Annotated in this window: 26 protein-coding genes; 8 read left to right on the top strand and 18 right to left on the bottom strand. The window is 67.1% G+C overall.

The annotated features are described in order from the left end of the window. Nucleotides 1-28: 28 nt before the first annotated feature. From ACVOLJ_RS16805 to pdeM, 4 genes are read left to right on the top strand one after another with little or no spacing between them, the layout of a single operon-like run. On the top strand, nucleotides 29-1,027 hold the full coding sequence (locus tag ACVOLJ_RS16805; RefSeq protein WP_481564656.1) for a ligase-associated DNA damage response exonuclease: 999 nt from the start codon (nucleotides 29-31) through the stop codon (nucleotides 1,025-1,027). Continuing rightward, nucleotides 1,024-2,637 (top strand): ATP-dependent DNA ligase, encoded by a 1,614-nt coding sequence (locus ACVOLJ_RS16810; RefSeq protein ID WP_481564657.1) that lies wholly within the window; start codon nucleotides 1,024-1,026, stop codon nucleotides 2,635-2,637. The genes ACVOLJ_RS16805 and ACVOLJ_RS16810 overlap by 4 nt, the downstream gene beginning before the upstream one ends. Next, the gene (locus tag ACVOLJ_RS16815) at nucleotides 2,634-5,102 is read left to right on the top strand and encodes a ligase-associated DNA damage response DEXH box helicase (protein WP_481564658.1); all 2,469 of its coding nucleotides are present in this window, start codon (nucleotides 2,634-2,636) and stop codon (nucleotides 5,100-5,102) included. The genes ACVOLJ_RS16810 and ACVOLJ_RS16815 overlap by 4 nt, the downstream gene beginning before the upstream one ends. Continuing rightward, nucleotides 5,083-5,733, top strand: coding sequence for a ligase-associated DNA damage response endonuclease PdeM (gene pdeM, locus ACVOLJ_RS16820; RefSeq protein ID WP_481564659.1), 651 nt, complete (start codon nucleotides 5,083-5,085; stop codon nucleotides 5,731-5,733). The genes ACVOLJ_RS16815 and pdeM overlap by 20 nt, the downstream gene beginning before the upstream one ends. Nucleotides 5,734-5,754: 21 nt before the next feature. On the opposite strand, the gene ACVOLJ_RS16825 is transcribed toward pdeM, so the two are convergent. The 8 genes from ACVOLJ_RS16825 to ACVOLJ_RS16860 form a co-directional block, all read right to left on the bottom strand. Further along, the gene (locus ACVOLJ_RS16825; RefSeq protein ID WP_475279924.1) at nucleotides 5,755-6,024 is read right to left on the bottom strand and encodes a hypothetical protein; all 270 of its coding nucleotides are present in this window, start codon (nucleotides 6,022-6,024) and stop codon (nucleotides 5,755-5,757) included. Between the two features lie 180 nt (nucleotides 6,025-6,204). After that, nucleotides 6,205-7,473 (bottom strand): FAD-dependent oxidoreductase, encoded by a 1,269-nt coding sequence (locus ACVOLJ_RS16830; protein ID WP_475279925.1) that lies wholly within the window; start codon nucleotides 7,471-7,473, stop codon nucleotides 6,205-6,207. Between the two features lie 146 nt (nucleotides 7,474-7,619). After that, nucleotides 7,620-7,826 (bottom strand): transcription antiterminator/RNA stability regulator CspE, encoded by a 207-nt coding sequence (gene cspE / locus ACVOLJ_RS16835; protein WP_128097271.1) that lies wholly within the window; start codon nucleotides 7,824-7,826, stop codon nucleotides 7,620-7,622. 87 nt (nucleotides 7,827-7,913) lie between these two features. Beyond that, nucleotides 7,914-8,660, bottom strand: coding sequence for an S-methyl-5'-thioinosine phosphorylase (locus tag ACVOLJ_RS16840; RefSeq protein WP_025879179.1), 747 nt, complete (start codon nucleotides 8,658-8,660; stop codon nucleotides 7,914-7,916). A 95-nt stretch (nucleotides 8,661-8,755) separates the two neighbouring features. After that, on the bottom strand, nucleotides 8,756-9,310 hold the full coding sequence (locus tag ACVOLJ_RS16845; RefSeq protein ID WP_475279926.1) for a hypoxanthine-guanine phosphoribosyltransferase: 555 nt from the start codon (nucleotides 9,308-9,310) through the stop codon (nucleotides 8,756-8,758). Beyond that, a complete protein-coding gene (gene nagZ, locus ACVOLJ_RS16850) occupies nucleotides 9,310-10,317 on the bottom strand; it encodes a beta-N-acetylhexosaminidase (protein WP_481564660.1) in 1,008 nt (335 codons plus the stop codon). The genes ACVOLJ_RS16845 and nagZ overlap by 1 nt, the downstream gene beginning before the upstream one ends. Nucleotides 10,318-10,471: 154 nt before the next feature. Beyond that, the gene (locus tag ACVOLJ_RS16855; protein ID WP_481564661.1) at nucleotides 10,472-11,167 is read right to left on the bottom strand and encodes a DsbA family oxidoreductase; all 696 of its coding nucleotides are present in this window, start codon (nucleotides 11,165-11,167) and stop codon (nucleotides 10,472-10,474) included. 49 nt (nucleotides 11,168-11,216) lie between these two features. Next, nucleotides 11,217-11,702 carry a CYTH domain-containing protein gene (locus tag ACVOLJ_RS16860; protein WP_475279929.1) on the bottom strand — a complete coding sequence of 162 codons (486 nt, stop codon included), beginning with the start codon at nucleotides 11,700-11,702 and terminating at the stop codon, nucleotides 11,217-11,219. Nucleotides 11,703-11,793: 91 nt separating this feature from the next. On the opposite strand from ACVOLJ_RS16860, the gene ACVOLJ_RS16865 reads away from it, so the two are divergent. Further along, on the top strand, nucleotides 11,794-12,414 hold the full coding sequence (locus ACVOLJ_RS16865) for a hypothetical protein (RefSeq protein WP_481564662.1): 621 nt from the start codon (nucleotides 11,794-11,796) through the stop codon (nucleotides 12,412-12,414). Between the two features lie 60 nt (nucleotides 12,415-12,474). Here the strand turns inward: ACVOLJ_RS16865 and rlmD are convergent, their stop codons facing one another. Beyond that, the gene (gene rlmD, locus ACVOLJ_RS16870; protein ID WP_475279931.1) at nucleotides 12,475-13,809 is read right to left on the bottom strand and encodes a 23S rRNA (uracil(1939)-C(5))-methyltransferase RlmD; all 1,335 of its coding nucleotides are present in this window, start codon (nucleotides 13,807-13,809) and stop codon (nucleotides 12,475-12,477) included. Between the two features lie 128 nt (nucleotides 13,810-13,937). Here rlmD and ACVOLJ_RS16875 point away from each other — a divergent pair, with 128 nt between their 5' ends. After that, a complete protein-coding gene (locus tag ACVOLJ_RS16875; protein ID WP_475279932.1) occupies nucleotides 13,938-14,660 on the top strand; it encodes an Hpt domain-containing response regulator in 723 nt (240 codons plus the stop codon). A 368-nt stretch (nucleotides 14,661-15,028) separates the two neighbouring features. Here ACVOLJ_RS16875 and recO read toward each other — a convergent pair whose 3' ends face one another. The 6 genes from recO to lepA are packed head-to-tail and all read right to left on the bottom strand — an operon-like array spanning nucleotide 15,029 to nucleotide 20,389. Further along, the gene (gene recO / locus ACVOLJ_RS16880) at nucleotides 15,029-15,748 is read right to left on the bottom strand and encodes a DNA repair protein RecO (RefSeq protein ID WP_475279933.1); all 720 of its coding nucleotides are present in this window, start codon (nucleotides 15,746-15,748) and stop codon (nucleotides 15,029-15,031) included. Between the two features lie 18 nt (nucleotides 15,749-15,766). Continuing rightward, complete coding sequence (era, locus tag ACVOLJ_RS16885) at nucleotides 15,767-16,663, bottom strand: GTPase Era (RefSeq protein ID WP_475279934.1); 897 nt, start codon at nucleotides 16,661-16,663, stop codon at nucleotides 15,767-15,769. Continuing rightward, nucleotides 16,660-17,340 carry a ribonuclease III gene (gene rnc / locus ACVOLJ_RS16890; RefSeq protein WP_481564663.1) on the bottom strand — a complete coding sequence of 227 codons (681 nt, stop codon included), beginning with the start codon at nucleotides 17,338-17,340 and terminating at the stop codon, nucleotides 16,660-16,662. Before rnc ends, era begins: the two co-directional genes overlap by 4 nt. After that, nucleotides 17,330-17,713, bottom strand: a complete 384-nt coding sequence (locus ACVOLJ_RS16895) for a DUF4845 domain-containing protein (protein WP_475279936.1) — start codon at nucleotides 17,711-17,713, stop codon at nucleotides 17,330-17,332. The genes rnc and ACVOLJ_RS16895 overlap by 11 nt, the downstream gene beginning before the upstream one ends. Nucleotides 17,714-17,747: 34 nt before the next feature. Continuing rightward, nucleotides 17,748-18,542, bottom strand: a complete 795-nt coding sequence (lepB, locus tag ACVOLJ_RS16900) for a signal peptidase I (RefSeq protein ID WP_475279937.1) — start codon at nucleotides 18,540-18,542, stop codon at nucleotides 17,748-17,750. A gap of 53 nt (nucleotides 18,543-18,595) precedes the next feature. Beyond that, nucleotides 18,596-20,389: a translation elongation factor 4 gene (gene lepA, locus ACVOLJ_RS16905; protein ID WP_475279938.1), complete on the bottom strand. Its 1,794-nt coding sequence runs from the start codon at nucleotides 20,387-20,389 to the stop codon at nucleotides 18,596-18,598. A gap of 315 nt (nucleotides 20,390-20,704) precedes the next feature. On the opposite strand from lepA, the gene ACVOLJ_RS16910 reads away from it, so the two are divergent. Next, nucleotides 20,705-20,866 (top strand): hypothetical protein, encoded by a 162-nt coding sequence (locus ACVOLJ_RS16910; protein WP_481564664.1) that lies wholly within the window; start codon nucleotides 20,705-20,707, stop codon nucleotides 20,864-20,866. Between the two features lie 55 nt (nucleotides 20,867-20,921). Here ACVOLJ_RS16910 and ACVOLJ_RS16915 read toward each other — a convergent pair whose 3' ends face one another. The 3 genes from ACVOLJ_RS16915 to rpoE all read right to left on the bottom strand — a co-directional run bounded on the left by ACVOLJ_RS16915 (nucleotide 20,922) and on the right by rpoE (nucleotide 24,011). Continuing rightward, entirely contained in the window at nucleotides 20,922-22,442 is a 1,521-nt protein-coding gene (locus ACVOLJ_RS16915) for a DegQ family serine endoprotease (protein WP_481564665.1), read from the bottom strand. Between the two features lie 76 nt (nucleotides 22,443-22,518). Next, nucleotides 22,519-23,394 carry a sigma-E factor negative regulatory protein gene (locus ACVOLJ_RS16920; protein ID WP_481564666.1) on the bottom strand — a complete coding sequence of 292 codons (876 nt, stop codon included), beginning with the start codon at nucleotides 23,392-23,394 and terminating at the stop codon, nucleotides 22,519-22,521. After that, a complete protein-coding gene (gene rpoE, locus ACVOLJ_RS16925) occupies nucleotides 23,391-24,011 on the bottom strand; it encodes an RNA polymerase sigma factor RpoE (RefSeq protein ID WP_475279941.1) in 621 nt (206 codons plus the stop codon). The genes ACVOLJ_RS16920 and rpoE overlap by 4 nt, the downstream gene beginning before the upstream one ends. A 234-nt stretch (nucleotides 24,012-24,245) precedes the next feature. Between rpoE and ACVOLJ_RS16930 the strand changes: the two genes are divergently transcribed. Continuing rightward, a complete protein-coding gene (locus ACVOLJ_RS16930) occupies nucleotides 24,246-26,309 on the top strand; it encodes a 3-hydroxyacyl-CoA dehydrogenase NAD-binding domain-containing protein (RefSeq protein ID WP_481564667.1) in 2,064 nt (687 codons plus the stop codon). Nucleotides 26,310-26,520: the final 211 nt, after the last annotated feature.

Raw genomic sequence — 26,520 nt, forward strand, 5'->3', positions numbered from 1 at the left:
TGCACGACCGTCGCGCCACAGTGTCGGCATGGCAGGCAACGACGATCTGGTGGTACTGCGCCCGGAAGGGCTGTACTGCGCGGCAGGTGATTTCCACATCGATCCGTGGCGGCCGGTACCGCGCGCGGTCATCACCCACGGCCATGGCGACCACGCGCGCCCGGGCATGGGCCATTACCACTGCAGCGAGGGCAGCGTGCCGATCCTGCGCTGGCGGCTGGGCGATGTCGCACTGCATGCGCATGCCGAGGGCGTGCCGTTCCAGCTGGGGCAGGTGCAGGTATCGCTGCATCCGGCCGGCCATGTCCTGGGTTCTTCGCAGGTGCGCATCGACGATGGCAAACAGGTGTGGGTGGCCTCGGGCGACTACAAGCGCCAGCCCGATCCCACCTGTACCCCGTTCGAAGTCGTGCCGTGCGACACCTTCATCACCGAAGCCACCTTCGCACTGCCGATCTACCGTTGGCCCGATACCGGTGCGGTGGCCGCCGATATCGCCGCCTGGCGACGCGAATGCGCTTCGCGCGGCGAGGCCGCGGTGCTGCTGTGCTACGCGTTGGGCAAGGCGCAACGGGTACTGGCCGAACTGCGCGCGGTGGATGACCAGCCAGCCTGGCTGCACGGTGCCATCGCCAATGGCGTGGCGGTCTATCGCCAGGCCGGCATACCGATGCTGGACACCCTCACTGTTGCCGAGCAGGGGCGCCAGCCCGATGCGGCCGGACAACTGATCCTGGCGCCCCCGTCGGCGGCCGGCACGCCGTGGCTGCGCCGCTTCGGCCGCCACCAGCTCGGCTTCGCATCGGGCTGGATGCAGCTGCGCGGCAACCGCCGCCGCCGCAACGTCGATCGCGGCTTCGTGGTTTCCGATCATGCTGATTGGCCGGCACTGCTGCAGACCATCGCGCAGACCAGTGCGCGACGCATCATCGCCACCCATGGCAATACCGATGCGCTGATTCCATACCTGCGCGAACGCGGCGTTGCCGCCGAAGCCTTCCGCACCGATTTCGGGAGCGAGGAATGAAGGCCTTCGCCGCGCTGTACCAGCGCTTGGATCGCAGCACGGCGACCTTGGACAAACGCGCTGCACTGATCGACTACTTCGCCCATGCGCGCGCCCACGACGCAGCGTGGGCGCTGTACCTGCTCAGCGGCGGCAAGGTTGGCGGCGCACGGCGCAAGATCGCCGCCAGCGGCGAACTGCGCGCATGGATCGCCGAAGAATCCGGCCTGCCGGCATGGCTGGTCGAAGACAGCTACGCGCAGGTCGGCGATCTTGCCGAAACGCTCACCCTGCTGCTCGACGACCCCGCTGCCGACGCCGATACCGCCGATCGTCCGCTGGCCGACTGGATCGAGCAGCACCTGCTGGCGGTTGCCAACCAACCCGAGCCGGTCCGGCGTGCTGCGGTGGTGGCCGGTTGGCGACAGCTGGCCTCTGCAGAACGCCTGGTCTTCAACAAGCTGCTGACCGGTGCGCTGCGCGTCGGGGTGTCGCAACGCGTGGTGCAGCAGGCATTGGCTGAGTGGTCCGGGCTGGATATCGCGCGCATCGCCCAGCGCATGCTCGGTGAGTGGGTGCCCTCACCCGGGCTGCTCGCCACCCTGCTGTCTGCCGACGAGCTGCCAACCGATCGTCAACAGCCCTACCCCTTCTTCCTTGCCTCGCCGCTGGAGGGCGACCCCGCCGAGCGGCTCGGCGCGATCGGGCACTGGCTGCTGGAATGGAAGTGGGATGGCATCCGCCTGCAGCTGCTGCGGCGCAGAGGCGAAGTGGCGCTGTGGTCGCGTGGCGAGGAACGCCTGGACGGACGCTTCCCGGAAATCGAACACGCCGCCGCATTGCTGCCCGATGGCTGCGTGCTCGACGGCGAACTGCTGGCATGGGACGGGACAGACAACCTGCCGCGCGCATTCACCGCGCTGCAGACGCGCATACAGCGCCGCAAGCCCGGCGCTGCCACCCTGCGCAATACGCCGGTGCGCGTACTCGCCTACGACCTGCTGGAGCGTAACGGCGATGACCTGCGCGGGCTGCCACTGCAGCTGCGGCGCGCGCAGCTGGCCGAGGTGGTGGCTGCACTGGGCGATCCACGCATCCAGCTGTCGCCGGAAGTACCCTGCAACGATTGGCAGCACGCCGCGCAGCTGCGCGAGGCATCGCGCGAGCGCGGTGTGGAAGGACTGATGCTCAAGCGCCGCGATTCGGTCTACCAGTCCGGTCGCCGTCGCGGCGACTGGTGGAAGTGGAAGGTCGACCCGCTCACGATCGACGCGGTGCTGCTGTACGCGCAGGCGGGCCATGGCCGGCGCAGCACCCTGTACACCGACTACACCTTCGGGGTCTGGGACGGCGAGGTGCTGGTACCGGTGGCCAAAGCCTATTCCGGCCTGGACGACAAGGAAATCCTCGCCCTCGACCGCTGGATCCGCGCGCACACGCGCGAGCGCTTCGGCCCGGTGCGCAGCGTAGCCGCCGAACAGGTGTTCGAACTGGGCTTTGAAGCGGTCAACCGCAGCGCGCGCCACAAGTCAGGCATCGCAGTGCGCTTTCCGCGCATCCTGCGCTGGCGCCACGACAAGCCGGCTGCCGAAGCCGACCATCTGGCACAGCTGCAGGCATTGGCCCGATGAAGCGCAGCGAAGCACTGCAGCGCCTGCAGGACTGGTTCGGCAGCCGCGGGTGGCGACCGCTGCCGTTCCAGCGCGCGATGTGGCGGCACTACCTGGCAGGCGGATCAGGCCTGCTGCACACGCCCACCGGCAGCGGCAAGACCCTGGCCATGTTCGGTGGCCCGTTGCTGCAGGCCCTGCTCGCCCCACCGCCGGTGCCGCGCCGGGCAAGTGCCGTGCGCCCGCTGCAGGTGCTGTGGGTCACCCCGCTGCGTGCGCTTGCCAGTGATACCGCACGCGCGCTGCAGGCGCCGATCGACGGTCTCGGCCTGGGCTGGCGCGTTGGCCTGCGCAGCGGCGATGCCAGCAACCGCGAGCGCCGCCTGGCCCGCGAAGGGCGCATCGATGTGCTGGTGACCACGCCGGAGTCGCTTGCGCTGCTGCTCAGTTATCCCGACACGCTGGAGCGCATGCGCGCGCTGCGCTGCGTGGTGGTGGACGAATGGCATGAACTGCTGGGCAACAAGCGCGGCGTGCTGCTGCAGTTGAACCTGGCGGTGCTGCGCGAGGCAGCGCCGACGATGCAGCTGTGGGGGCTGTCGGCGACGTTGGGCAACCTGGCGCAGGCGCGTGAGGTGCTGCTGCCGCATCTGCCGCAGGCGCCGATCGTGCAGGGTGCGCGGCAACGGCCAGTGACCATCCGCAGCCTGTTACCCGAGCCCGGCGAGCGCTTCCCATGGGCAGGGCATCTTGGCCTGGGGCAGCTGCCGCGCGTCCTCGACGCGTTGTTCCGCGCGCGAAGCAGCCTGCTGTTCACCAATACGCGCGCGCAGGCCGAACTCTGGCACCAGGCCCTTTCGGCGGTATGGCCGGAGGACACCACGACCCTGGCGCTGCATCACGGCTCACTCGATCCCGCGCTGCGCCAGCAGGTGGAAGATGGGCTGCGTGCCGGTGCGTTGCGCTGCGTGGTGGCGACATCCAGCCTCGACCTTGGCGTGGACTTTCCGGAAGTGGACCAGGTGCTGCAGCTGGGCAGCCCGAAAGGCGTGGCCCGCCTGCGCCAGCGTGCCGGACGCGCGCGCCATCGCCCCGGTGCCAGCGGCGAGATCCTGTGCATTCCCAGCCACGCGCTGGAACTTGCCGAATATGCGGCAGCACGGCACGCACTGCATGCCGGTGTGATCGAAGCACGCCGTCTTCCCACCCTGTCACTGGACGTGCTGGCCCAGCACGCCATCAGCCGTGCGCTGGCCGGCGGTTTCGAGTCCGCATCGCTGCTTGCGCAGGTACGGGGCACGCATGCGTTCGCAGCATTGCAGGAAGCACAATGGAATGCCGTGCTCGAGTTCATCGTGCAGGGCGGACGCGCGCTGTCGCAGTATCCGGATTTCCACAAGGTGGTACGCGGTGCCGATGGCATCTACCGCATGCCCGGGCGCAGCCAGGCACTGCGTCACCGCCTGTCGATCGGCACCATCAGCAGCGACGGCAGCGTGCGCGTGCAGTTCCTGCGCGGTGGCAGCCTGGGTGCGGTGGAAGAACAGTTCGCCAGCCGCCTGCGCCGCGGCGACCGCTTCCAGTTCGCCGGGCGCCTGCTGGAACTGGTGCAGCTGCGTGACATGACGGCCTTCGTGCGCGTGGCACGCGGCAGCGGCGATGGCGTGGTGCCGCGCTGGCAGGGCGGCCAGCTGCCACTGTCGATGCCCCTTGGCCGTGCACTGGAAGCGGTCCTGTCCGGCACCGACCGGAGTCCGGAATCGCGCTGGCTGGCACCGCTGCTGGCATTGCAGGCGCGGCTGTCGGCCGCACCGTCGGCGCAGCACCTGCTGGTGGAAGATGTGCGGCGGCGCGAAGGTCAGTTCCTGTTCGTCTATCCCTTTGCCGGCCGCCACGTGCATGAAGCGTTGGCCGCGCTGCTGGCCTTGCGTTGCACGCGCCGTCAGCGCAACAGCATCGGCTACGCGGTGAACGACCACGGCCTGGTGCTCGCTCCGGCCACGCCACTGGAACTGCATGAGCAGGACTGGCGGACGCTGCTGGCCGACGCAGAACTGCTGCAGGACCTGCGCGAAGCGGTGAATCTGGGTGAGCTTGCGCGCCGGCAGTTCCGCGGCATCGCGCGCGTGGCCGGCCTGCTGGTGCCGAGCCTGCCCGGCGGCATGCCGCGTTCGCTGCGCCAGCTGCAGGCCTCGGCCGGATTGCTGCATGACGTGCTGCGCGAACACGATCCCGGACACCTGCTGCTGGCGCTGGCAGAACATGAAGTGCTGTATGACAGCCTGGATCTGCCCGGCCTGCAGCAGGTACTGACAGGCATCGCCACACGGTCGTTGTCGTTGCAACGGCCAACGTCACTTACACCGCTGGCGTTTCCGCTGTGGGCCGAACGCCTGCGCGGGCAGTTCAGCAATGAAGACTGGCGCACGCGCGTGCAGCGCGCCGCCCAGCAACTGGAGCGCCGCCATGGCCGGGCACGGCGCTGATCTGCCACTGCACCTGGGCGGTGAACCAATGCTGCTGCTGGGAGGCCGCGCCCTGCTGTGGCCGGCGCGCGGCGCACTGCTGATCGCCGATCTGCACCTGGGCAAGGCCGATGTGTTCCGGCGGGCGGGAATCGCGCTGCCAGCAGGCGGTACCGGCGATGACCTGCAACGTCTGGGTGAACTGATCGCCGTGCACCAGTGCGCGCAACTGTGGATCCTGGGTGATGTCCTGCATGGCCCAGCGCATCGCGCCGCGTGGCATCAGCAATGGCTGGGGTGGCGCGAGCAGCATGCAGCGCTTGCCGTCCACGTGGTACGCGGCAACCACGACCGTCATCTTCCGCATGCGGCACTGCAGGTGGAGATGCATGACCACGCGCGGCTGGGGCCGTTCCTGCTGCGCCACGAGCCGCTGCCCGACGCCGACGCGCACGTGCTGTCGGGTCATGTACATCCACAGGTTGCGTTGCCGGCGCTGCGCCGGCGATTTCCCGCATTCTGGCTGCGCGAGCGCGTCACCGTCCTGCCAGCATTCTCGGCCTTCACTGCCGGTGTAGTGCCCAGGCTTGCGCCGGGTGAGCGGTTGCTCGCCTGCGTGGAAGGCAGTGTGGTGCCGTTGCCGCCGCGTTGAGTCCCTGCTGTGCGGGCAGGACTAGGCCGGGCGCGCGATGCTCTCCGGCATCAGCCTGAAATCGGGCGAGGCTTTCTCGACATGGCGCGGCAGCGCGCGCGTCACCCGCAGCATCTCCTGCGCACAGGCGCGGATATGACCGTGGTCTTCCGGTGATGCATGACTGATCAAACTGCCGACATGGAACTCGAATACATCTTCCAGTACGTCGGGCTGGTCTTCATGCAGCATGCGCAGCAACCCGCGCAGCTTGCAGATTTCCGATTCCAGCTCCTCGACCGCGAACAACATGGCGTCCTCCTCATCCATCATGCGGCGCATCCGGGCCGCAGCAGGCCGCGACGGCGCTGCCACCCGGGCCACGCGCGATGATTGATCACGGAAAGGAAAACGGGCGACGCGGCTGTCGCGTGCTTATCTCTTGTCGCACAGAACAGGTGAGGCAACTGTTAATTGACGTGACGGAATGCTTCACACCGTCACTGCGGAGGGCATCATCCGGGCCGGCAGCGGCGTCGCAGCGAGCGCCTCGATGAATGCCGGATCGAGCGCCAGCGCGCCCATCCACCCATGCTGCGTTCCGCTGAGCACGCGCAGCATGTGACCGCGTCCGCCGGGCATGCGGCCCATCGGTCCCAACAGCACATCGCGTGCTGTCGCCCACGCATCACGGTCGGACTGGAACAGGGGCGTCAGCCATCGGCTCCAGCGCTGGTAGACCGCCACATGTGCACGTCGTTGCGCCTGATAGGCCTGCAGCGCCGTCTCACCACCGCCGTGGGTACGCAATGCGTCGCGCAGCGCCAACGCATCCAGCAGCGCCATGTTCACGCCCTGCCCCAACTGCGGGCTCATCGCGTGTGCCGCATCGCCGGCCAGCACCAGTCGGCCCTGGTGCCAACGCTTCATCACTGCATCGCGGTACACCGCGCGCGCCAGCTGACCGGCGTCACGCAGATGGGCAAAGCGTGCGCCGGCCTGCGGCCACAGTGCATGCAGCTCATCCAGCCACGGCGCCATGCCATCACGCTGCCAGCGTTCGAAATCCGCGCGCGGCAGGCTCCAGAAGAAACTCAGGCGGGGGATGTCATCACCCGGCCGCGTTCCCACCGGCAGCAGTCCGATCATCTTGCGCGCGGCCACGTAGCGCTGCCGCAGCTGCTGCATGTGCGGCCAGTCCTCGGCCGGCAACAGGCACCACAACGCGCCCCACGGGTACACCCGATCCAGCGCGGTGCCGCCCGCGATACCGTCGCGCAGTGTGGAGGACGCACCATCGGCAGCAACAACAAGGTCGAAGGGGCCGTGCGTGCGGCCGTCGCTGTCGCGCAACCGTCCCTGTTCGTGGTCGACATGGACGATCGTCGTGCCCACGTGCAGCTCGCCTGCACCTTCGCGGGCCTGGTCCAGTACCGAGAACAATGCGCCGCGCTGCATGCCCAGGCCATGCAGGCGTGCGTCCAGCCCGTCATAGCCCATGTCCATCACCGCGCGCTCGCACGGGGTGTCACCGTACAGCCGGTGCACGGGCGTGGCGTGGGCACGTACGGCATCGAGCAGACCCATCTGCCACACCACCTGCAGGCCACTGGGCTGCAGCAGGAACCCGGCACCAACCGGCCCGGGAGTCGGCACCCGTTCGAAGATCTCCACCTCGTGGCCATCACGGGTGAGCAGGATGGCCAATGCCTGGCCAGCGGTGCCGTAGCCGATTACGGCGATGCGCAGTCGTTCCATCATGGCTGCATTGTGCCTCAGCCAAAACCCAAATGAGGCTGGAACCGCTGAGGCAGGCGCGAAGCTTCCGCCGCGCGGCGCGGGCCTGTCTGCAACGTGCGCAAAAAAAAACCCCGCCGAAGCGGGGTTTTCAGTGCACAGCGCGAGAATTACTCGGCCGGCACGATGTTCGACGCCTGGGCACCCTTCGGGCCCTGGGTCACGTCATAAGTGACACGCTGGCCTTCCTGCAGGCTACGGAAGCCCTTGGAGTTGATGGCAGAGAAGTGCGCGAACACGTCGGCGCTGCCATCCTCCGGCGAGATGAAGCCAAATCCCTTGGCGTCGTTGAACCACTTGACGGTACCGTTCGGCATGGTGATGCGAGACCTTTGCAATGAATGGGTGGTGTACGCTGAACCCGCGCACAAGCTGAGTATGCAAAGCTTGTTACGCGATGACAATCACCCCCGCGCCAATTCGCCTACCAGTTCCGGAAGTCCGTTGCTGGCGGCCTGCACGTTGGCCAGCACTTCGGCCATGGTGATCTCCTCACCGTCGCCGCAGCCTGCAGCCCAGTTCGCCACGATCGCCAGGCAGGCGTAATCCAGCCCAAGCTCCCGCGCCAGTGCGGCTTCAGGCATCCCCGTCATGCCGACCAGGTCGCAGCCATCGCGGCGCATGCGCGCGATCTCGGCGATGGTTTCCAGTCGCGGACCCTGGGTGGCGCCATAGCAGCCGCCATCGTGCACCTTCACGCCGGTCACCTTCGCCGCCGCCAGGATCTTGCTGCGCAGCATCGGCGTGTACGGATGGCCGAAATCCACGTGCACCACGTCGGTGCCCTCTTCTTCACAGATCGTGCTGATGCGGCCCCAGGTGTAATCAATCACCTGGTCGGGACAGGCCAGCACACGCGGACCGAAGTCGTCGCCGATGCCGCCCACCGTGTTCAACGCCAGCACCCGCTGCGCGCCGATCTGCTGCAGCGCGGCCAGGTTGGCGCGGTAGTTGATCTTGTGCGGCGGCAGCGAGTGGCCTTCACCATGCCGCGCCAGGAAGGCCACGCGATGGCCCAGCAACGTTCCTACCCGCACCGGGCCGGACGGCTTGCCAAAGCGCGTATCCACCTCGTGGGTCTGCACATCATCAAGCTTGGCCAGGTTGTAGACACCGGTACCGCCGATCACGGCCAGGGCGATCTGTTGCATTGAAAGCACTCCAGGGAAAGACAAACGCCGGCACCCAAGGATGCCGGCGCGGGACAGAACAGGACAGAACAGGACAGGCCGCGGACAGCCCGACCTTACTCCTTCATCGCATAGATGGCCGGCACGCAGCGCAGGGTTTCGTTGACGTCCATGCCAAAACCGAACACGTAGCGGTCCGGCAGTTCGATGCCGGCATAGTCGGCGGTGACATCCGGCAGTGCGCGGTCGTGCATCTTCACCGTCATCGCGGCGATGCGAACGTCGGTCGCGCCCTGCTCCAGGCACCAGGTGCGCACGCCCTGCAGGGTGTAGCCCTCATCGAGGATGTCGTCGACCAGCAGCACGCGACGGCCGAACAGCGCGGTGGCCGGCTTGTGCTTCCAGACCAGGTCACCGCCGGTGGTCTCGCCGCGGTAGCGGGTGGCATGCAGGTAGTCGAACTGCACATCCTGGCCACGCGCGCCCAGTTCCAGCGCAAGCTGGCCGGCGAATGGCAACGCACCGTGCATGATCGACAGGAACAGCGGCACCTCGCCCTGGTAGTCGCGCGCGATGGCGTCGGCGATGCCGGCAATGGCCTTGTCGATGGTGGGGCGGTCGACCAGCAGGTCGGCCTGGGCCAGGGCCTGGGAAATGGTGAGGTTGGGCATCAGACAGTTCTTCCAAGGGTGTGAAGCAGACGGGATTGGGTGTCGCCATGGCGGGCATCGGCCAGCAGGCCATCCCAGCCAAGCGCGCCGCGGCCGAGCAGGCCCAGCAGCGCAGCGGTATTGAGGGCGCGTCCCTGCACGGCGTGCAGGGCTTCATCGACCAGTTCCGGGTGGCAGACCAGCACCACGTCGCAGCCGGCATCCAGGTGCGCGTGCACGCGCGCCGGCACGCCACCGGCACTGTGCGAGGCGGCCATGCCGATGTCATCGGAGAACACCACGCCGCGGAAGCCAAGCTCACCGCGCAGGATGTGCTGGATCCAGCGCGGCGAATAGCCGGCCGGTTCCGGCGCGATCTGCGGATAGATCACGTGGGCCATCATCACCGCATCGGCACCGGCGGCAATGCCGGCCGTGAACGGGACAAGATCCTGCGCGCGCAGCTCGTCCAGCGCACGCGGGTCGATCGCGGTGTCCACATGGGTGTCTTCCAGCACGGTGCCATGGCCCGGGAAATGCTTGAGCGTGGCGGCCATGCCGACTGCGTGCATGCCACGCACATAGGCGGCGGTAAAGGCGGCCACCACCTGCGGGTCTTCACTGAAGGCACGGTTGCCGATGGCGCGGTTGCCGCGGGCCAGGTCGACCACCGGTGCAAAGCTCAGATCGACGCCGCTGGCGCGCACTTCACTGGCCATCAGCCAGGCGTGCTGCTCGGCCAGTGCCAGTGCGGCGGCGGGGTCCTGCGCATACTGGACACCGATGTCCTGCAGCGGCGGCAGCGCGCTGAAGCCCTCACGGAAACGCTGTACGCGCCCCCCTTCCTGGTCCACGCAGATCAACTGCGGACGCGGCGCGGCGGCGCGGATCGCCGCAGACAGTTCGGTCACCTGCTGGCGTGAAGCGAAGTTGCGCTTGAACAGCACCACCCCGGCCACAGCATCGTGCTGCAGCCAGTCGCGTTCCTGGGCGGTCAGTTCAGTGCCGGCAACGCCGATCAGCAGCATGGTCGATCTCCACAACGGGCGCCCGCATGGCGCAGTGCCGCATTGTCGCAGAACCCGCTCGCAGACGCAGGTGGCAAGAGGGGGACGGAGGGGATCAAGGCGCAATCGGCCGATAGGCGCCGGATACGCCCTGATCCCCTCCGTCCGCCTTCTTTTACACCTTGCAGCCGTCCGGACCGCAGGCGGCGTCGTCAGCGGCGGCCGGTGCGGTTGCGCCCTGTTCGGCAGCGATCTGGCGAAGGGCGTTGGCGAAGGCTTCCGGGGGCTGCGCACCGGAAACGGCCCAGCGGCCATCGATGACGAAGGTGGGCACCGAGGAAACACCCAGCGCGTGGGCCTGGGCCAGGCCTGCTTCGACCTCGGCCATGCCACGTTCGCCCGCCAGCATCTGCTGGATCTCCCCGGCAGCCAATCCGCCGGCCGCGCCAGCCTCGACCAGTACCGCAGGATCGGCCAGATTCTGCCCGCGCTCGAAGTGCGCGCGGAACAACGCCTCACCGACGGCCTCCTGCACGCCGTGCTGGCCAGCCAGCCACAGCAGGCGATGTGCCGGCAGCGTGGTGACCCGCACCTGGCCCTGGCTGAAGTCCATCGGAAGCCCTTCGGCGCGCGCGGTGGTCTGGGTCTGGCCGAGAATCTGCTCGGTCCGCTCGATGCCGCCGAACTTGCGCACATAGGCCTCGCGCAGCGGTACCGGCGTTGCATCAGCATCCGGATCCAGCTGGAACGGCTGCCAATGGATCTCAAGTTCAGGCGCGTCGGCGCCCAGCAACTGCACACCCTGCTGGAAACGATGCTTGCCGATCCAGCACCAGGGGCAGACCACGTCGGAATAGATGTCGATTCTCATCCCAACCACATGGGGACCGCCGCGTCTTAAAAAAGGGGACAGCGGGACTTCACCACTGTGAATAGGGGTGACTGGCGAGCGCGACGTTGTAGTAGCGGCTGTCATCGGTCACTTCGGCGCCGACCCAGTCCGGCAGCGCGATCGCCTGGTCGGCGCTGTCAAGTTCGACCTCGGCAACCACCAGGCCAGCGTTGGCACCCAGGAATTCATCCACTTCCCAGGTCAGGCCCGCGTGCTCGACCAGATGCCGGCGCTTGTCGATCAGGCCGCCCACGCACAGCGCCAGCAGGTCGCGGGCATCCTGCACCGGGATCGGATAATCAAACTCCTGTCGGGTGTGGCCGATCGTGCGCGACTTCAGGTTGAGCGCAGCACCATCGCCCTCGATCCGCACCCGCACAGAGGCATTCTGGGTGCCGCGGTCGAGTGCGCCCATATCGTTGATGTAGCCCTGCGCCATCGGGATGACCCGGTGCGCGGCGCTACGCCAGCCATCGCCGGTTACGAGGAATTTGCGTTCGATTTCAATGCCCATCGGCACAGTATGCAGCCCCCGCCAGACACTGCCTACCGGGCCGGCCGCAGGGCCGACTACACTGCGCGCCCCCACCAAGGAATGGCTGCCCATGACGATTTCCCGCCACCTTCAGCGCTGTCTCGCTGTGTCGGCACTGCTGCCGTGCGCACCCGGCATTGCCGCACCTGGCGCGCTGCCTTCGCTGCAGCAGGCACAGGCAGCGATGGACCACATGTTCGATGAGGCCATTGCCGAGCGTCCTGCCAGCGACAGCAGCCGGCTGGTTGCCGAAAGCTTCCGGCCCAGGCTGCAGAGCCTGTCCAGTTGTGCGCCAGCGCAAGCGGCCGACACGGTCGACTGCATCGCCACGGCCAGCGCTGGCATCAACACGCGCCCGCAGCTGCTGCGGCTGGCTCGGGTGGACGGCGCCTGGACCCTGCCGGATCAGCGCAATGTGCCGGTGCCGGCACCGCCGGCAGACCAGGTGCAGGTGCTGCTGCGCGCGCGGATCGCCGCCGAGGCGCAACAGCAGACCGACCCGGCGCTGCGCGTGCGATTCGAACAGGCAGCCAGCACGTTGCAGGTCCAGCAGGTGAAGAACTGCGATGTCGACGGAGAACGGGCCGTCATTGAATGCACCGTGCGCGCAGGCGACGGCAGCGAGCAGGGCGAGCAGCCCATGGCCTTCGTCCGCGTGGACGGCCAGTGGCAGAACGCACCGGCCGAGTAAGCGCCCTGCCCGCCATGCGACGGCAGGGCTGGCGCCGGGCAGCCCCGGCGCCGCAGCGCCTCAGCGCTTTTCGAACACCGCGATGCTTTCCACGTGCGCGGTGTGCGGGAACATGTCCATCGCCCCGGCGCTGACCAGGGTAAAGCCCTGTTCGTTGACCAGATAGCCGGCATCACGGGCCAGCGAGCCCGGATGGCAGCTGACATAGACAATCCGCTTGAACTGCTTCAGCGGCAGCTGCTGCAGCACTTCGATCGCCCCCGAACGCGGCGGGTCCAGCAGCAGCTTGTCGAAGCCCTGGCGCATCCACGGCGTGCTGCGCTGGTCCTGGGTGAGGTCGGCGCTGTAGAACTGCGCGTTGGCCAGGCCATTGCGCTCGGCGTTCTCACGCGCCCGCGCCACCAGGCCGGCATCGCCTTCCACGCCCACCACTTCGCGCACCCTGCGTGCCAGCGGCAGGGTGAAGTTGCCCAGGCCGCAGAAGAGGTCCAGCACGCGCTCGTCGGCACCCGGCTCAAGCAGGTCCAGCGCGTGGGCGATCATTTTTTCGTTCAGCTTGGCGTTGACCTGGATGAAATCCAGCGGGCGGAACGCCAGCTCGACATCCCACGGGGCCAACCGGAACGACAGCGCCACGCCCTGTCCATCCAACGGCTGCACGGTGTCCACGCCGCCGGACTGCAGGTAGATGACAAAGCCCTGCTGCTGGCCGAAGGCCGCCCAGGCGGCGCGGTCAGCCTCGCTCAGCGGCTGCAGGTGCCGAACCGTGAGGACCACCGCCTGGTCGCCGGCGATGAATTCGATCTGCGGGATGTCGCGCTTGCCATCCAGGGTTTCGATGAAGGTCGACAGCACTTCGACCTTCGTACCGATTTCCGGGACCACGGTCAGGCACTGCTGCAGATCGGCGACGAAACGCGGGTCCTGCTCGCGGAAGCCGACCAGGGTCTTGTCCTTCTTTTCCACACGGCGCACCGAGAACCGGCCCTTGCGGCGGTAGCCCCAGCTGTCGCCGACCAGTGGCGGCAGCACCGCGCCCGGCTTCACATGGCCGATGCGCTCCAGGTTGTCCATCAGCACGCGCTGCTTGGCCACGATCTGCTGCGCTTCATCCAGATGCTGCAGCACACAGCCGGCGCAGGTACCGAAGTGCGGACACTTGGGGACCACCCGCTGCGGCGAGGCCTGCAGCACCTCGACCGTGCGCGCTTCGTCGAAGTGGCGGCTGCGGGCGGTCTGTTCGGCCATCACCACTTCGCCCGGCAGGGCGCCGCTGATGAAGGTGACCTTGCCGCCCTCGCCTTCACGGCGGGCGACACCGCGGCCGTCATGGCTGAGGTCGAGGATTTCGGTCTGGAAGGGAGTACGGTCGAGACGGGAGCGGGATCGGGCCACGTGGCAACAGGCTGCGGGCAAAAGTGGGGCCGTATTGTCGCAGATCCTGACCGGCGGGGCCGCTGGCCGCTTGCGCCCGCCGCCGCCGTGCTTGATGATTGACCCCAGCTGACATGGAGGCAGCCCTGATGCAGATGACCCCGCGGGCCAGTCGGCCCCGATTCCTGCTTGTCGAGGACGACATCATCAGCCGTGGCTTTTTCAAAGCGGCGTTGGAAACGTTACCAGCGGATGTGGATACCGCTGACTCGCTGGCCAGTGCACTGGAGCGCGCCGAACCCGGCGCCCATGATCTGTGGCTGATCGACGTCAACCTGCCCGACGGCAATGGCGCCCAGCTGCTGCACCAGTTGCGCCGTTCGCACCCGGACACGCCCGCGCTGGCGCACACCGCCGATGGCGACGTGTCCATCCATGCGCGCCTGCGCGAGGCCGGGTTCAGCGACACCCTGGTCAAGCCGCTGGGCCGCGACCAGCTGCTGAAGGCGGTCCGTCGCGCCCTGGTCAACAGCCCGGCGGGCCCCACCCTGCCACCTGCGGCGGTAGAGCTGGCGGTGGAAGACTGGGATGAAACCGCTGCGCTGGCCGCACTCAATGGCCAGCGCAATCATCTGATCGCCCTGCGCGAACTGTTCCTGGCCGAGCTGCCTGGCGTACGTGATGCCGTGGAACTGGCGGTGGACCAGCACGACGAGCGCCAGCTGCGCAGCCAGCTGCATCGGCTGCAGGCCAGCTGCGGTTTCGTGGGTGCGGCGCGACTGGCGCGCGCGGTGCGGCAGCTGCATCACACTCCGGAGTCCGGGCAGGCACAGGCGGGGTTCCGCGCGGCGGTGGCAGCGCTCCTGCATTGAGAGTGGTTCGGCAGGGCTGCGCCCTGCACCTGCTCAGTGCAACGGCAACAGCCAAAGCCAAAGCGGGCATTCTGTGGGATGGCGGGGCGGTGTGGGTGGTCAGGACACGCCGTAAACCCGTCCATGGGGGCTCGATGGCGCCATCCATGGCGCCAACGGTCCTGCCCACCCACACCACCCCACCTCTGACAGTTGGCCGGCGGCCAGTAGATCCACGCCATGCGTGGATGAAATCTGTCAGATATTGAAATCAATCTGGGGTGGATCCCGCCATCCCACGGAATCCCCGCTGTTGCCGTTGCTACCGAGATTGCCGGCCAGCGGCCGGCACTACCGCGGGTGCAGGGCGCAGTCCTGCCGGACACCCCTCAACGCTTGGGAGCGAGCTGCTCGAGCATTTCCCAGGACTTCAGACCGCGCGGCCCGAGATGGTGGGCCAGCACCCGCCGCATCGGCAGGCGCAGGCTGGCCAGGTCGGCCGCGCCGGGTTCCTCGTCGGCCGCCAACGCCAACAGCGCCGAACCGGTGGCGGCCGCACGACGCTCGCCGCCACGCTCGCTCAGCAGGCGCTGCGCGCCCTCCTGCGCATCCAGTTCATAACGCGCGGCCGGGTCGATCGGTTGCCCGTCACTGGCCGTTTCCAGATCAAAACCGAAACCCAGTGCGGCCAGCAGTTCGCGCTCGAAGCGACGCAGGGTCCACGCCAGCCCGGCCCCCACGCCCAGGCGCGCGCGCGCCTCGCCATAGGCCAGGTACAACTCCGGCAACGGGTCCTGGCGCGGGGCCAGGCGCAGAGTCAGTTCACTCAGGTAGAAGCCGGCCAGCATGGCCTGGCCGACCAGCCGCGGGGCCGCGTCCAGCGCCTCGGCGCCACGCAGCTGGGCCAGCTCGCCACGCTGCAAGGCGCTGAAACGGATCCACTGCAGCGGCTGCAGGGCGGCGCGCAGCACCTGCCCCTTGGCAGTGGAAACGCCGCGCGCGAGCAGGCCGATACGGCCGTGCCCGGCACTCAATACCTCGACCAGCAGGCTGGTCTCGCGGTAGGCCCGTGCATGCAGCACGAAGCCGGTGTCGTCCTCGATCAGCATCGAAGCGACCGTCGCGGCTTATTCGTAGCCGAAGGCCTTCAGTGCGGCCTCGTCGTCGGACCAGCCTTCACGCACGCGCACCCAGGTCTCCAGGAAGACCTTGGCGCCGAACAGGCGTTCCATCTGCAGGCGGGACTTGGCCCCGATCTCCTTCAGGCGGGTACCCCCCTTGCCGATCACGATGGCCTTCTGGCCTTCGCGCTCGACCCAGATCACCGCACCGATGCGCAGCAGGTTGCCGTCTTCGGTGAAGCGCTCGATTTCCACGGTGGTGGCGTACGGCAGCTCCTCACCCAGCTGGCGCATCAGCTGTTCGCGCACCAGTTCGCCGGCCAGGAATCGCTGGCTGCGGTCGGTGATTTCGTCTTCGCCGAACATCGGCGGGGCTTCGGGCAACAACGCCAGCACGTCGCGGACCAGCGCTTCCAGGCCGTTGCGCTTCTGCGCCGAGATCGGGTGCACCGAGGAGAAGTCGCGGCCGGCCGTCACTTCCTGCAGGAACGGCAGCAACGCGCCCTTGTCCTTCATCCGATCGATCTTGTTGACCACCAGCACCACCGGAACGCCGGCGTCGCGCAGCACGTTGAAGGCCAGGCTGTCTTCCTCGTCCCAGCGACCGGCTTCGATCACCAGCAGGCCGGCATCGACGCCTTCCAGCGAACCACGCGCGGCGCGGTTCATGACCCGGTTCATCGCCCGCTTCTGCACCTTGTGCAGCCCCGGGGTATCGACCAGCACCAGCTGGCCTTCCGGGTAGGTGGCAATGCCCAGCAGGCGGTGGCGGGTGGTCTGCGGCCGGTTGGACACGATGCTGACCTTGGCCCCGACCAGTGCATTGGTCAGGGTCGACTTGCCCACGTTGGGGCGGCCGATGACAGCCACGCTGCCGCAATGATGGGTAGTTTGTTCGCTCACTTGGAATCCAGTTGTTCAAGGACGGCCGCGGCCGCTTGTTGTTCGGCAATCCGCCGCGAGGAGCCTTCGCCCTCGGTGCTGGCGGCGGGGTCGGCTACGTTGCAGCGTACCCGGAAGTGTTTGGCGTGGTCGTCACCGGATTCTGACACCAGTTCGTACTGAGGCAACGCCTTCTGTCGGCCCTGCAGCCATTCCTGCAGGCGGGTCTTGGGGTCTTTCTCCGGTCGTCCGGTGGCCGGCAGCGCCTCCATCGAGGCAGCAAACCAGGGCAGGACCACGGTCCGGCAGGTTTCAAAGCCGGCATCGAGGTAGATCGCCGCGACCACCGCTTCAAGCGCATCGGCCAGGATCGAGTCGCGACGATGGCCGCCGGACTTCATTTCACCCGGCCCCAGCGTCAGCCGCTCACCCAATTGCAGGGTGCGCGCGATCACCGCCAGCGCACCCTCGCGCACCAGCTCGGCGCGCGCGCGGGTCATCGCGCCTTCGTCTGCCTTGGGCCAGCGCAGGTACAACGCCTCGGCCACCATCATGTTGACGATGCTGTCACCCAGGAACTCCAGGCGCTCGTTGTGCGGCGCGCCGGCACTGCGGTGGGTCAGCGCCTGCTTGAGCAGGGCTGGATCGCCGAAGTCATGACCGATCAGGTCTTCACGTTGGAAAGATTTATTCGCCACCGCTACGGGTCAGGTCCTGTGAGGAATCGAATTTGCCAACCACATCCAGGTTGCCGACCAGCGGCCGCCGCACTTCGTAGTTGACCTTGAGGGTCCAGCCATTGTCGCGGCGGTCGAACTTGACGTTGGCCGGCTTCACGTTCTCGGAGTAGTTGATGTACAGCCGCTTGAAGAACAGGTCCTGGATGTTTGCCGGCGCCATGCTGCCGATGCCGGGTTCCTTGGCCAGGCTCTTCATCGCCGAGCGCACTGCGTAGTACTCCTGGTACATCGGGAACAGCTTCATGCCGATGTAGAGGAAGAAGCCAACCACGATCAGTACCGTCAGGAACGAGGTCAGGGTCATGCCGCGCTGCGTGTTCATCGTCTTCATTGCGTTCTCCCCAGATACGCGAGTGGATGTGAAGTCAGTTGATGCTCGAGCCGATCCGCGACGGTTCGAAGCCGTCCTTGCAGAACCAGCCCTGGCAGTTCAGCCAGATCAGGAATGCCTTGCCACGCAGGTTTTCTTCCGGCAGCAGGCCCCAGAAGCGGCCATCATCGCTGTTGTCGCGGTTGTCGCCCATCACCAGGTACTTGCCGGCCGGCACGGTCCACTGGCCAGCGCCACGCGGGTAGTCGGTCTCAAGCACGGTGTGGGTACGGCCCGGCAGGTGTTCGACCAGCAGGTTGGCGCCCTCGCCCTGGCCCTTGTGGCCGGCGTAGATGCCCTTGTTGTCGTACTTCAGCGGCTCGCCGTTGAGGATCACGCCATCGCCTTCGAACACGACGGTGTCACCGGGAATGCCGATCACGCGCTTGATGAAGTTCTCGCCCTTGGCCGGATCGTTGTCGCTGTGGCCGGGAAAGTGGAACACCACCACGTCACCACGGGCCGGATCGCTGACCGGCACCAGGCGGGTGTTGGTGATCGGCAGGCGCAGGCCGTAGGAGAACTTGTTGACCAGGATGAAATCGCCGATCAGCAGGTTCGGCATCATCGAACTGGACGGGATCTTGTACGGCTCGGCAATGAAGCTGCGCACGATCAGCACGATCGCCAGCACCGGGAAGAACGCACGCGAGTAGTCCACCAGCACCGGCTCGGTATCCAGCAGGCCGGCGCGCTGGGCACGGCGCTTGGCCAGGTACAGCTTGTCGGCCAGCAGGATCAGGCCGGAGGCCAGGGTCAGCACTACCAGGAGGATCTCAAACAGTTTCATTCTGGGTCCTTTGCAACGTCACCGGACGACCGGCCCGAAGGCCGGTTCGGGGCTTACTTGTTGTCCATCTGCAGCACGGCCAGGAAGGCTTCCTGCGGGATTTCCACGCGACCGACCTGCTTCATGCGCTTCTTGCCTTCCTTCTGCTTTTCCAGAAGCTTCTTCTTGCGCGAAACGTCGCCACCATAGCATTTGGCCAGAACGTTCTTGCGCATGGCCTTGACCGTGGTGCGCGAGATGATCTGCGAGCCGACGGCGGCCTGGATGGCCACGTCGAACTGCTGGCGCGGGATCAGGTCCTTCATCTTCTCGCACAGCTCGCGACCGCGCCGATCGGCGTGGCTGCGGTGCACGATCAGCGACAGTGCGTCGACCTTGTCACCGTTGATCAGCACGTCCACGCGCACGAACGGGCCGGCATCGAAACGCACGAAGTGGTAATCCAGCGAGGCGTAGCCACGGCTGACCGACTTCAGCTTGTCGAAGAAATCCAGCACCACTTCAGCCATCGGCAGCTCGTAGCTGATCTGCACCTGGCTGCCCAGGTAGTTGATGCTGATCTGGCTGCCGCGCTTTTCCTCGCAGAGCTTGATGATGTTGCCGATGTACTCCTCGGGGGTGAGCACGTTGGCGCGGATGATCGGCTCGCGGATTTCCTGCACATGGTTCAACTGCGGCAGCTTGGCCGGGTTGTCCATGTTGATGATGCTGCCGTCGGTCTTGAGTACTTCATAGATCACTGTCGGCGCGGTGCTGATCAGGTCCAGGTTGTACTCGCGCTCCAGGCGTTCCTGCACGATTTCCATGTGCAGCATGCCGAGGAAGCCGCAGCGGAAGCCGAAGCCCATCGCCTCGGAGCTTTCCGGCTCGAAGCGCAGCGCGGCGTCGTTCAGGCGCAGCTTGTCCAGCGCTTCGCGCAGGTCAGGGTAGTCTTCGGCATCGACCGGGAACAGGCCGGCGAACACGCGCGGCTGCATTTCCTGGAAACCAGGCAGCGCATGCGGCGCCGGGTCGGCGGCCAGGGTCAGGGTGTCGCCGACCGGCGCACCGTGCACGTCCTTGATGCTGGCCGTGACCCAGCCCACTTCACCCGCGCGCAGGGTCGGCAGCACTTTCCGCTTCGGCGTGAACACGCCGACGTTGTCGACCTGGTGGGTGCGCCCGGTGGTCATCACCTGCAGCTTGTCGCCGGCTTTGATCTGGCCCTGCATGACGCGCACCAGCGAGACCACGCCCAGGTAGTTGTCGAACCAGGAATCGATGATCAGCGCCTGCAGCTTGTCGGTATCGCGCGGCACCGGCGCCGGGATGCGATGCACGATCGCCTCCAGCACGTCGACCACGTTCAGGCCGGTCTTGGCACTGACCGGGACCGCGTCGGAGGCATCGATGCCGATCACGGCCTCGATCTCGGCCTTGGCGCGCTCGATGTCGGCGGTGGGCAGGTCGATCTTGTTGATCACCGGCACCACTTCCAGGCCCTGCTCGACGGCGGTGTAGCAGTTGGCCACCGACTGCGCTTCCACGCCCTGGGCTGCATCGACCACCAGCAGCGCGCCTTCGCAGGCGGCCAGCGAGCGGCTGACTTCATAGGAGAAGTCGACGTGGCCGGGGGTATCGATGAAGTTCAGGTGGTAGGTCTGGCCGTCCTTCGCTACATACGGCAGCGACACCGACTGCGCCTTGATCGTGATGCCACGCTCGCGCTCGATCGGGTTGGAGTCGAGCACCTGCGCTTCCATCTCGCGGGCCTGGAGGCCGCCACAGAGCTGGATGATGCGGTCGGCCAGCGTGGACTTGCCGTGGTCGACGTGGGCGATGATGGAGAAGTTGCGGATGTTCCGCATCGAATCAGAGGACATAGAGAGGTGGCGGCGGCGCGGGGGGTGGTCTGGGTAAAAGTGTATTTTCGCATGCCCGGGGGGGGGCGGCGGGGTTGGCGGGGCCTAACGGCCCCGTAATGGCCGAAGCCCCGCGGGGGCGGGGCTTCGGCCACAACAAGAGCTCTGTTCTGACGCCAGTGAGCGCATATCTCCGCCTGCTCCACGCCACTGGCGAGACCAAATGCAACAAATCTCATTCTCAACCCTCGGCAAGAAATGCGATCAATGGCCTGCGGCAGACGCCGCTACTCACGAAATCGCAAACAAGGGACCAAATGAATGAAGATCAAGGCAATCGCCCTCTTTGCAGCAACTTGTGCCTGCGCTCTGGCGCCCTCGTCGGCATTCGCACGGATCTACAAAGTCTGTGACATCCACGAATGCTGCTTCATCGATGGTGGCGGCAACGGCTACTGTGTAGACAGGAACCTCCAGGTCTGACCCGGAAGCCGGAGCCCGGACGCAATGAAAATCTGCGTCCGGGCTTATAAATCAATTACTTGGCAGAAAGGGCCACAAAACGACTCGCCCCATTCTGCGGGTTGTAGACCAGCACCACGACGGCATCGCCCGGACGGGCACGGGCCACCAGCCCGTTGAAATGGGACGCGCTCTCGACCGGAGTCCTGCCCACCTGAGTGATGACCAACCCCCTGCCGAGACCGGCATCACGGGCTGCATCTGCAACCTGCGCGATACGCACGCCGCCTGCTTTCAGCCCCATCTGCTTCCTGGTCGCAGGATCCAAGTCTTCGACAGTCAGGCCCAGGCGATCAGCGGCGTTGCCCGGGCGGTCGCCGCCCCCCGCCCCGGCTCCGACCGCCTCGGCAGCGACAGACTCAGCACCCACGATCACCGTTATGCTGCGCGGCTTGCCATCCCGCAGCACTTCCAGCACAACGGACGATCCAGGCGCCATGACGCCGATCATGGGCGGTAGCTGGGACGAATCACGAATGGGGGTTCTGTTGACCGAACGGATGACGTCCAGCGGCAGTAGGCCGGCCTTGGCACTGGGACTCCCCGCAACGACCTCATTTACCAGAGCGCCCTGTGTGTCGGACATACCGAGGCCCTTGGCCATCGTCGCGTCGATGGGCTTCGGGTCCAAAGCAACACCAATCTGGCCACGGGTGACCTTGCCGGTCTTCTTGATCTGCTCGACCGCGCTCATCGCCAGATCGATCGGGATCGCGAAGCTGATGCCCATGTAGCCACCGGAAGCGGAGAAGATCTGCGAATTGATGCCGACCACTTCGCCGCGGGTATTCAGCAGCGGACCGCCGGAATTGCCCTGGTTGATCGCCACATCGGTCTGGATGAACGGCACATAGCGCTGGTCGGGGCCGCCGGTATTGCGGCCGAGCGCGCTGACCACGCCTGCGGTGACCGAATGGTCAAGACCGAACGGTGAGCCGATCGCGACCACCCATTGGCCCGGCTTGAGGGTATTGGAATCGCCCACGCGCACGGTCGGCAGGTTCTTGCCGTCGATCTTCAGCAGGGCCACGTCGTACTGCTGGTCGCTGCCGACCACCTTGGCGGTGAACTCGCGATTGTCGCCGAGCTTTACCTTCACTTCACTGGCATCAGCAATGACATGGTAGTTGGTCAGCACGTAGCCGTCGGGCGAAATGATGAAGCCCGAGCCCATGCCGCGGCCCTTGATGCTGGGGCCGCCGTCCTGACCACCCGGTCCCTGCCCCGGCATCGGGAAATCAGGGCCGAAGAAGCGACGGAAGAACTCGGGCATCTCATCGTCGCCCGGGCCCATGCCGCCCCGCGCCTGGCGGTTGCTGCGGACGATGGTGGTATCGACGTTGACCACGCCGGGGCCGACCTGTTCAACCAGATTGGTGAAGTCAGGCAGGCCGCTGACCAGCGGTTGCGCCGGTGCGCGTGGCGCCGCGGCAGCGGCCTGCGGCTGGGCGGCAGGCGGCGCTGGCTGGGCGCAGGCCACCAGCGGCAGGGTCAGGGCGAACAGGCCAATGGCATGCGTGCGGAGTCGGGGAGTCATCGGACGGCAACCTCCGGGTCGGATGGAGAGAAGGAAAGGGGTGCCCCGCCGAGGGCGGGGCATGACGGTGCCCGGCTCAGTCGCGCGGGCGCTGCGACGCTGGCAGGTCGTCCTGCAGGCGTGGCTCGAAGGGATAGAACGCCGCGCTGCCGGCATGGGCCGGGAAGCTGGCGTTGAGGGCGCCGCCGGCAGCCGGTGCCAGACTGGAGCGCGGCCACGGCCGGGCCTGCAGGCCACTGACCTCGCCAAACGGCAGGTGGCGGGCGCCAGTAGCAGGCACGGTCGGGGTCAACGGTGCCTGGCTGGCCACCGCGCGCAGCGGGGCATCATCACGCTGGGCCACGCGCGCGGCCTGCTGGCTGCGGGTTGCGCTGGCGCGACGGGCCTCCTGGCGACGGCCTGTGGCGGCCACGGCCACGGCAGGAGCGCTGGCGACGGCCAGTGCGGCGGTGCCCACCGAGGCTTCGGTGACCGCCGCCGGCTGTACCGGTGCCGGCGGCAACTGCGCCTGGCTGGCGACCACCTGTGCGGCAGGCGCCTCCACAACCGGCGCCTCCTGCAGCTTTTCACGGCCGAGGAACAGGGCCACGGCGGCGACCGACGCAGCCAGGGCACCACCGCCCCACGCACGCCAGCCACTGCGCCGGATCTGCCGACGCGATTCAGCCAGCGGTACCGGTTCGGCAGCGACGGCCGCAGCCACCGCGGCACTGAAGCCGGCCGGTGCCAGCAGCGAGGCCTGGCCGCGCATCACGTCCCCCAGCAGCTGCCAACGCTCCTGGCAGCCTCCCAGTTCGGGGTCGTGCTCCATGCGTCGCAGCAGGAAACGGGCCTCGTCGGCGCCGAGCTCGCCATCGATCAGGGCCGACAGCTGTTCGCGGTGACGCTGGTCCAGGCGCTGCCCGGCGGGGGATTGATGATTGGGCGAATCGTTGTTCGGAATGCGGGTCATATGCGGCTCTTCTCGCGGGTGGCGCTGCCGATGTCCAGCAGCGGCCGGAGTTCAATGTCGATCGCCTCGCGCGCCCGGAAGATCCGGGATCGCACGGTGCCGATCGGACACCCCATCTTCTGCGCGATTTCCTCGTAGCTCAGGCCTTCCACCTCGCGCAGGGTGATCGCCGACCGGAGTTCTTCCGGCAGCGCATTGACGGCCTTCATCACTGTCTGTTCCAGTTCCTGGCGCATCAACTCGCGCTCGGGCGTGTCGGTGTCGCGCAGGCGGGTACCGCTGTCGAACTGCTCGGCGTCGCCGATGTCGATGTCATCGGTCGGTGGGCGGCGGTTGTGCGAAGCCAGGTAGTTTTTGGCGGTGTTCACGGCGATCCGATGCAACCAGGTTGAGAACTGGGCGTCGCCACGGAAGCTTCCAATCGCACGGTAAGCACGGATGAAAGTGTCCTGGGCCACGTCCTGACATTCACTCCAGTCGGCGATGTAGCGACCGACAAGGGCCACGACCCGATGCTGGTACTTGCGCACCAATACATCGAAGGCGGCACTCTCGCCCTGCTGCACGCGCCGGACCAGCTCCAGATCCAGCTCCTGAGGTGTATCAACATCGGCCATGAGGGGCCGCACTCCTGTCAGCCCAACCGACGTCGGGCAATGAGACTGCCAATCCCGGGAAAAGTTCAGTCGCCGATCATCTGGCGCCGCACCAGCTTTTAACCACCGTTCCGCTAGCGTTCCCTTCCAAGGTTCTGGATCCGGGGCCACCACCCCCTGCTATTGGGATTTGACGCGGGGGAAACAACCTCTGGATCATAGCCGCTTCTCCATACACAACCGGATGGAACGTCCATGCTCCCAAGCTTCGATGGTCTCCGCTTCAGCCACTGGCAACCCGAGATCCGCGACGACGGCGTGGTGGTCCTGTCCCTCGATCGTCAGGACAGCAGTGTCAACGCGATGTCGCAGGACGTGCTGCTGGAGCTGGGCGACCTGATTGAGCGCATCGCCATGGACCCGCCCAAGGGCGTGGTGATCCAGTCGCTGAAGAAGGCCGGCTTCATCGCCGGTGCGGACCTGAAGGAATTCCAGGAGTTCGACCGCCGCGGCATCGTCAACGATGCGATCCGCCGCGGGCAGTCCACCTACCAGAAACTGGCCGAGCTGCCCTGCCCCACCGTGGCAGCCATTCACGGCCACTGCCTGGGCGGCGGCACCGAACTGGCGCTGGCGTGCCGATACCGTGTGGCCTCCAACGATGCCAGCACCCGCATCGGCCTGCCGGAAACCCAGCTGGGCATCTTCCCCGGCTGGGGCGGCAGCGCGCGCCTGCCGCAGCTGGTCGGCGCCCCGGCGGCGATGGACATGATGCTGACCGGCCGCACCCTGTCGGCCTCGGCCGCACGTGGTATCGGCCTGGTCGACAAGGTCGTGGCACCGGCGGTGGTGCTCGATACCGCGGTGGCACTGGCACTGTCGGGCACCACGCGCCCGTTCAAGCAGCGTGCGCTGGCGTGGGCCACCAACACCTGGCCGGCACGCCAGCTGCTGGCGCCGCAGATGGTCAAGCAGGTGGCGCGCAAGGCGAAGAAGGACCAGTACCCGGCCCCCTACGCGTTGATCAGCACCTGGCAGCGCAGCGGCGGCAAGCCGGTACAGGCGCGGCTGGATGCCGAGCGCCGCGCCGTGGTGAAACTGGCCAGCACGCCGACCGCACGCAACCTGATCCGCATTTTCTTCCTTACCGAGCGCCTGAAGGGCCTGGGCGGTGGTGAATCCGGCATCCGCCACGTGCACGTGGTCGGCGCCGGCGTGATGGGCGGCGACATCGCGGCGTGGGCCGCCTTCAAGGGCTTCGAGGTGACGTTGCAGGATCGCGAGCAGCGCTTCATCGACCCGGCGATGGAACGCGCGCAGGCACTGTTCGCCAAGAAGGTGCGCGACGAGAGCAAGCGCCCGGCGGTGGCCGCACGCCTGCGTGCCGATCTGGAAGGGCATGGCGTGGCTGAAGCCGACCTGGTGATCGAAGCCATCATCGAGAACCCCGAAGCCAAGCGTGCGCTGTATCAGACGCTGGAGCCGAAGATGAAGGCCGATGCACTGCTGACCACCAATACCTCGTCGATTCCGCTGGTGGAGCTGCGCGACCACATCCAGCGGCCGGCGCAGTTCGCAGGCCTGCACTACTTCAATCCGGTGGCACAGATGCCGCTGGTGGAAATCATCCATCACGACGGCATGGCAGCTGAGACCGAGCGTCGCCTGGCGGCGTTCTGCAAGGCACTGGGCAAGTTCCCGGTACCGGTGGCCGGCAGCCCCGGCTTCCTGGTCAACCGTGTGCTGTTCCCCTACATGCTGGAAGCGGCGACCGCCTATGCCGAAGGCATCCCGGGGCCGGTGATCGACAAGGCTGCGGTGAAGTTCGGCATGCCGATGGGCCCGATCGAGCTGATCGACACGGTCGGCCTGGACGTGGCCGCCGGCGTCGGCCGCGAACTGGCGCCGTTCCTGGGCCTGCAGATTCCTGCGGCACTGCAGGCGGTGGAACCGGACAAGCGTGGCAAGAAGGATGGCCAGGGCATCTACACCTGGGAGAACGGCCGTGCGAAGAAGCCGGATGTGGCGCGCGACTACCAGGCGCCGGCGGACCTGGAAGACCGCCTGATCCTGCCGCTGTTGAACGAGGCAGTGGCCTGCCTGCACGAGGGCGTGGTGGCCGATGCGGACCTGCTGGATGCGGGCGTGATCTTCGGTACCGGATTCGCACCGTTCCGCGGCGGTCCGATCCAGCACATCCGCGCGGTGGGTGCCGATGCGATCGTGGAGCGGCTGAAGGCACTGCAGCAGCGCCACGGCGATCGTTTCGCCCCGCGCCCGGGCTGGGATAATCCGGCATTGCGCGAACCCGTCGTGTGAGGTTGTCGGCGGGGCCTGCGGCCCGGCACCCGCTGGATCAAAAGCCAAAGCCAAAGCCAAAGCCAGAGCCGGAGCAACAGCCGGCTCTGGCTTTTCTGTTTGTGGGCGGGGGGGGGGGGGGGGGGGGGGGGGGGGCCGCGCCCCCCGCCGCGCCCCAGCCGGGGCGGAGGCGGGCCCCGCCCCCCCCCCCAGCCCCCACCCCCCCCCCCCC

The organism is Stenotrophomonas sp. STEN046 (genome assembly GCF_056759755.1).